Consider the following 7532-nt stretch of genomic DNA (forward strand, 5'->3'; position numbering starts at 1 on the left):
AAATACTCGTATTTGGGTTCTTGATCTTTGGCAAACGCAACTAAATTCTTGGTTAAATTTCTTCCCCGCAAAGATTGATCGAATATAACCTGAAATATTTTTAACGTTTCCTGTTCTTTACACCTGAACAAGCCTAACTCGGATTGCCCCATTATGATTCCAAGGATATTATTGAAATCATGAGCCATTTTCCCCGCGATTTTCCCAACCAGAGCTAATTTTTTATGTTCTTCAAGGGCGAAGTATGCTTGAATTTTTTCTTCTTCGTTTTTCTTCCTTTCAGTGATATCTCTTGCAATCCCGAGAACCCCTTTAAGATTACCTTCAGAATCAAACACGGGTGTCTTTATTGTTTCAAGATATTCTTTGTGTCCATCCTCCGCATAAACTATCTCTTCCTCATTTATACACGGTTCGTTAGCGCGTATTGCCGCCAGATCCATTTTTTTAAAAAAATCCGCTAATTTTTTATCCACAAAATCGTAATCTGTTTTTCCTATGATATCTTTTTGTTTTGCACCAAAAAAGCGTTCAAATCTTAAGTTGCATAATAAGTATTCGCCTTGGGGATTTTTCAACCATACCAGATCGGGAATCGTTTCAATAAGTGTCTTTAAAAGCGCCTCATGTTCTTGAAGCGTATCCAACATTATATTGAAATGATATCCATATCCAATTAATTCATCTTTTTTATTGCCGGCCCAAAAAAATCTTTCATCAAATTTCCCCTCTCTCACCTTACGCATCACCATAGCAAGAGAGCGTATCGGTGTAACAATCGTTTTTGAAAACAGATAGAAAACAAAACCCATTAGGGTTACACTGATGATCGTTAAAAATAACGCCATGTTGTTTAGATTGTTTCTTTTAGATTCGGCCTCGACATATTTACTTTTGAACAATGCTGAAGCTTCTGTAAAAACATCATCAAACTGATTGAGAAGGCTGGTGTTTACTAACTCAAAATGTTCTTCGGCGTTATTTATTAGATTGGCTAGTTTGAAGTCCTCCTGCAATAAATTTTTAAAAGATAAAAGATATCCCTTGCTCCTGTCGTCAGATGGGTCTATTTGTTCAATCTTTTTATAAAGGTAATCAACGACCATGATTAGTGAATGATAAACAGGTTCATCCTGCTGCATGATGTAAACGATAAAAAAATGATTTAGATTAAAAAGAGGTTTAAAGAATTGCCTCATATCGCCATTCAAAATATTTGAACTCAACGATCGGTAACTTGTATTCAGACTTGTCCTGTGAAGATTCTGGGTTGTTTTTAATTGTTGAGCATCATTGAAAATTGTTTCGTGATGGAGAATCCCGGCCCGAATAGAATGCAATTTTGATTGAATCGTTTTATTTGTCTCAAAATCTTCTAACTCTCTAAGTTCCGTTTTTATACTTGAAATCGAAGCGCCATAATTTGCAATAGCCTCCGGATTTTTTCCTTCAAGAACTTTTTTCTCCCAAAATAGACTTTCATAAAATCCACCATTTAACGCATGCAGTTTCCTCTCAGCCTGAGACATCTCCAACATCTGTGTTGCTAATATTTTTTGCTCATTAAGAAAATAAGTTAACAATCCATAATTCACCACGAATAAAAGGATAAGAAGGATTGCTATAGCGCTAATTTTGCTGCTAATCGTTCTAAACAAATGAACACCTATTTTTTTATTACGGAAAGAGTTAGGGGGATACTGGATGGAATTTCTTCACCTCGAAAATACTTTGCCGTTATTTCAAGAGCCATTCGTCCCATTTTTTGGGGGTGCTGCGCTATTGTTGCAGTTATCCTTTTTGTTTTTACAGCTTGAACAGCCTCTCTAATTGCATCGAATCCGACAAGAATTTTGTTTTGTGATAATTTAAGTTCTGATAGTGCGTCTGCCACCCCAAGAATCATATTATCATTATGTGCAAAAACAGCATCGAAATAGACATTCTCACGCAGTAACTTAGTCATGACTTGTTTGGCTTGCTCCCGGTCGAAATTTGCCGCTTCTCTGGCGATTATTTTTATATTATTAAATTTTTTTAGTTCGTGATTGAACCCATAGCCACGATCATGAGATGATGATGTTCCTGGAATGCCTTCGATTTCGACAATATTTCCTTTTTCTTTTAATATATCTGCCAACAATCTAGCCGCCATTCTACCACCTTCAAAATTATCTGGGCCTACATGACAAAGGATTTTTCCGCCGGCTGATTTTCTATCCACAGGTATGACCGGTATCTTATTCATAGCTGCCATCTCAATACCCGGAACGACAGACTCAGCATTTGTCGGATTTAAAAATATGATATCGGGATTACTCTTTTGAAATTCAGCCAAGTCCATCAATTGTTTTGAATCGTTATTCTCGGCACTATTCATTATGAGTTCAATGCCATATAGTTCGGCTGCCTTTTGGGCACCGTCAGCCATTGATACAAAAAAAGGATTTTTCATATCAGGAATGGAGAATGCGATTTTTTTACCAAAAGTTTCGTAAGTGATAATATCTAAAGGTGTCGCCAGTTTATCAGGAACAGCCTCTCCGTTTATTTTTTTTTGGGCGAGCATCACACCGTATGCCCCCATAAGTTCCGGATGCTGTTCCATTGTTGCGTGGATTTTTTTATGTCTGATCTCATTTCTAACAGATTCTATATTATCGTATCCGGCAATGAGGATCTTTTTATTCAGATCTAAAATATCTATCGCCTGTAATGTTCCGAGGGCCATTTTGTCGTTTGCACAAAAAATCGCATCAATAGAAGAATGCTTTTGCAATAATTTCATAGTTACAGAAAACGCTTCTTCTGTTTTCCAATTTGCCGACTCTGATGCCACAATCCAAATTGAAGAATTTTTTGTAACGGCTTTTACAAAACCTGATTTACGAAGTTCGGCATTTTCTACCCCCCGAATCCCCTCAATGACAATGACACGCCCTTCTCCTTTGAGTTGTTGCTTAATATATTGTCCTAAAATCTCACCACCCGTCTGGTTGTTAGATCCTACAAATGGTATGTTTAGCCCTTCTTTGCTAAGCAGATTATTATCTAACGGGTTATCGATATTGATAACTGTAATTCCTTTTTTAATGGCTTTCTTACAAACAGGCACCAATTTTTTTGAATCCACCGGCGCAAGCACAATGGCACCAATGTTTCTTGAAATCAGACTTTCCATAATACTTATTTGGTGGAATGTGTCAGTTTCATTTATAATTCCAAAAACCTCTAATGGAATTTCATTTTCTTTCGCAAAATTTTTGGCACCCTGTTCCATTTTTAAAAAAAAGGGGTTGGTTAAAGCCTTCATGACCAGAGCAATGGTGTGATCGTTATCAGCAATCACGATTGAAGGGATTAATGAGATTGCAGCGCAAAAAAAAACAGAGGATAAAATAACCAGCCTGTGTAATTTCTTCATTGTTGTCTCTCCTGTCTTTGGATTTAAGAAATCAGAATACTACACTTTGGAATGATCTCATACAAAAATATCAGGGTTTAATTGAAATATGTGCCGGTTGACACAACGCAAGACGCAAACGAAAAAACCAACAAAATTGGCATGTTATTTAATTGAATCCAGCAGATTGCGAAATAATTCTACTGAAGAGTTGTAGAATTGGCTTCCATGTTTCGTTGTGGGTTAAGCCTGGGTGCTGATAGAGACCAGGGCAGCCCATGGCCGTTATTCCAATTTAAAAGCTTTAATTTTGCGCCACAAAGAGACCCGGTCGATTTCCATGATTTCAGCAGCGCGGGTTTTGTTCCAGTTGGTCTGCTCCAGCACCCACTGGATATACCGTTTTTCCTGCTCCTTCATGGTGGGAATTTTGCCTTCCGGGGCTATGCGGTAGGTTTCAATGGCCAGCTGCGGGAGATGGTCGGGTAGTGCCTCGGGATATATCACTTCGCTGTTTTCCATGGCCACGGCCCGTTCTATGATGTTTTCAAGTTCCCGGACGTTTCCCGGCCAGGTATAGTTGACAAGGAAGTCCATGGTAGACCGGTCAATTTCCTTGATATTTTTTCCCATATCCCGGTTTTTCTTTGCCAGAAAATGATAGGCCAGAAGTGGAATGTCCTCTTTCCTGTCTACCAGGGCAGGCAGTGTGATGGATGCCACGTTGAGCCGGAAATAAAGGTCCTGGCGGAAATGGCCCTGCTCCACCTCGTGACGCAGATCCCGGTGGGTGGCGGCAATGAATCTTAGATCCACAGCCACGGTCTGGGTGCTGCCCACCCGCATAATCTCTTTTTCCTGGATCACCCGAAGGATTTTGATCTGCATGGAAGCCGGCATATCCCCGATTTCATCAAAAAACACTGTGCCCTGGTCGGCAAACTCAAACAGGCCTTTTTTGGTTTTTATGGCGCCGGTGAATGCCTCTTTCTCATGGCCGAAAAGCTCATTGGGTATGAGATCCTCTGAGAATGAGCCGCAGTTGAACGCGACCATTTCATGATTTTTCCGACTGGAAAGGCTGTGAATTGCCCTTGCCACAAGCTCTTTACCCGTGCCGCTTTCACCTAAAAGCAATACGGAGATATCTGTCTGGGCCACCTGGGCAATGGTCTTTTTCACCTGGCGCATGGGTGGGCTGTTGCCAATGATTTCAGGCAGCTTTGACTTCTGGTCAAGTTGATTTCTAAGCGCTTGATTTTCCACTTGAAGGGATCGCTTGAGCAGGGCCTGTTTGATGATCTGCCGGACCTCGTCAATTTTGTAGGGCTTTGCGATATAATGATAGGCCCCTTCTTTCATGGCGATAACCGCATTGTCCACCGTGGCGTAGCCGGTGATCATGATGACCTCGGTGTAAGGCTGCAGTTCCCGGCTGTGTTCAAGGATCTGCATGCCGTCGATTTTCTTCATCTTGTAATCGGTAATAATCAGATCAAAGGTCTTGGATTTGATAAGGTCAAGTCCTTTAATACCGCTGTCTACGGCCGTAACTTTATATTCATCCTTAACCAGAATGTGCTCAAGATTTTTAAGGGCGATCTGCTCATCTTCGATAATGAGAATATGTTCCTGCATGGTGCTTCCTAATGTCAATCCGGCAGACTGACGGTAAATATTGTACCGTGGCCAAGGCTGGAATCCACGCTGATTGTCCCGCCGTGATGCTCAATGATGCCATGGATAATGGAAAGTCCTAGACCCGATCCCTTTCCCACTTCCCGGGTGGTAAAAAAAGGATCAAAAATTTTGGCCAGATGCTCCTCTTTTATCCCCTTTCCCGTATCCTCAACCGTAAAAACAAAGGCGTGTGCCTGACTGTCCTTGAACGCTGAAATGGTGAGACGCCCGCTTTCCTGGTTTTCCATGGCAAATACGGCATTGATGATCAGATTAAGCAGTACCTGCTGGATGCGCCGGGGATCCATGCGTCCTTCAACATTATCGGGAACGGTAATCTCCACCTCAATTTCCGAAGGGATGTCTCCTGTAATCAGGTGCATGGTGTTATTAACCAATTTTTTAAACAGGACCGGTTCAAGACTGAAATCACTTTGCCTGGAAAAATCAAGCAGGGCACGGATAATTTCCTTTGACCGATTGATTTCCTGCTCGACATTGGTCAAAAGCATTTTTTTATAATTAATATCCGGGTCTTCGATTTCCTCCTGGATAATCTGGACACTGGTGGAGATGTTGTTCAACGGGTTGTTCAGTTCATGGGCCACCCCGGAGGTAAGTGTCCCCAAAGATGACATTTTCTCGGCCTGGATCAGCTGAGTCTTACGCCGGTCGAGTTCTTCAATCATATCATTCAGACTCACGGCCAAAGATTCAAACTCGTCTCCGGTTTTTATTGCCGGAATTTTATCATAATCTCCCTTGGCAATGTGTTTAATGCCGGTTTCAATGGCCTTTAAGGGGCGATTAAGCTTGATGACCAGAAAAATGGTGGCAAGCACCGTGAGAATAAACAATAAGAGCAGGGAAATCATCAGGTATTCCCTGGACCGGTCCAGCAGTTCAAACACCTTTTTTTTCTCTGTTTTTACGACCTGTTCAATATCGGTGGTCAGTTCCCGCCCAAGGTGGGTTACCGTATTTTGAATCTGCAAAGACTGCTCAGAAGAGACTGTACCACTTTTATACAGGGTTAACAGCCTTTCCATGTTGGCGCGGTAGGCATTGATGGCCTGGCTGCGTTGTTGAAAAAATGGGTCCCTTGCCACAAGATCAGAAAACGCTTTTTCAATGTGCGCCTGCTTTTCATCAATTTTACCGATGTATGACAGGGCCAGGGACAGATCCTTGAGATCTTTTCTTAAGAAAAAATTTTTCTCGTAACGCCTGGCCTCAAGCACCGTATCCAGCAGGTCCCGTTTTTTTTCAATGAGCACCAGGGTGTTCAGCACTGTGGAATTGCTGTAGTGGTTTATAAACCAGATAATACTGTTCACCACCATGAAAACCAGGAAAAGAAATGATATTTTTTGCCTAAGACTGAAACTCATAATCCACTTATATAGTTGTTCATAAAGGGAAACAAGGTTATATCCGGTTTATTTTTTCACTTAACATAAAACGCTACAATAAACGTGCCGGCCGGTCACAATGGAATCCGGCCGGCACGGGGGGGGGAATACTTTTGGTATTTAAGGTTAAGAAATACCGTAGAAGAAATAGATCACGGCCAATTCCACGGTAAGAAACAGCACCGTCATTACTGCACCGGCCTTGGCGTAGTCAATGGTTCTGTATCCACCCGGACGCATGATCAAGGCGTTGACCTGGTGGGTGGGCAGTACGAAAGTATTGGACGCTGAAATCCCCACCACCAGTGCAGCCATTCTAGGATCAGCCCCGGCCATCACGGCCATGTTCATGCACAGGGGAACCAGAAGCACCGTGGCTCCCACATTGGAGATAACCAGCGTAAAAAAAGATGCCATGATGCCCACCACTGCTAAAAGGACGATGGGCGACGGCGTCCCGATCAATTTGAGCACCGTGTGGGCAATAAACCCGGCCGTACCGGTTTTTTCAAAGGCAATACCCAAAGGAATGAGGCCTGCCAGAAGAAATACCGTCATCCAGTCAACTGACAGGTATGCCTCGTCAACGGTGAGAACACCGGTAATGATCATGCCAAGCGCCCCGGACATAAGCGCCACGGACAGCTGGATTTTCAAGACAACGATCTGAAAAAGTGCAAGAGCCAGCCAACCCACAGCCAGCATTGCTTTCTGGGGCCGCAGGATTTCACCCTCAAGTTTAGAGGCGAACACCAGGGACCTGGGTTTGGGCCTGTTCATCAGGATATGGAATTTATCCCATGGACCCTGAAGCAGTAGGGTATCTCCCATGGCCAGCCGGATATTGGTCAGGCCGGAATAATATTTTCGATTATCCTTGAACAGCACCAAAGGATTGAGTCCGTACATCTCCTTGAAATTAACCTCGTTCAATGTTTTGCCGATGAGTTCAGATCTTGGTGCCACAATCACCTCGGCCATGCCGGCATTGGTGTTGGCCAGAAACTCTGCAAAGGTATCAAGGGCAGGTTTTATCT

At 42.6% G+C, this 7532-nt stretch carries 5 protein-coding genes; all 5 read right to left on the reverse strand.

Annotated elements, in window-relative coordinates:
- The coding region (locus tag AB7U36_RS14540) for a PAS domain S-box protein (RefSeq protein WP_428160457.1) at nt 1–1529 on the reverse strand (1529 nt) is incomplete at its 3' end.
- Nucleotides 1530–1666: 137 nt separating this feature from the next.
- A complete protein-coding gene (locus tag AB7U36_RS14545) occupies nt 1667–3424 on the reverse strand; it encodes a substrate-binding domain-containing protein (protein ID WP_428160458.1) in 1758 nt (585 codons plus the stop codon).
- A 264-nt stretch (nt 3425–3688) separates the two neighbouring features.
- Nucleotides 3689–5041 (reverse strand): sigma-54-dependent transcriptional regulator, encoded by a 1353-nt coding sequence (locus AB7U36_RS14550; protein ID WP_428160459.1) that lies wholly within the window; start codon nt 5039–5041, stop codon nt 3689–3691.
- A 14-nt stretch (nt 5042–5055) separates the two neighbouring features.
- On the reverse strand, nt 5056–6474 hold the full coding sequence (locus tag AB7U36_RS14555; RefSeq protein ID WP_428160460.1) for an ATP-binding protein: 1419 nt from the start codon (nt 6472–6474) through the stop codon (nt 5056–5058).
- Between the two features lie 147 nt (nt 6475–6621).
- A partial coding sequence (locus AB7U36_RS14560) for an SLC13 family permease (protein ID WP_428160461.1) occupies nt 6622–7532 on the reverse strand: 911 nt, incomplete at its 5' end.

The organism is Desulfobacter sp. (assembly GCF_050177295.1).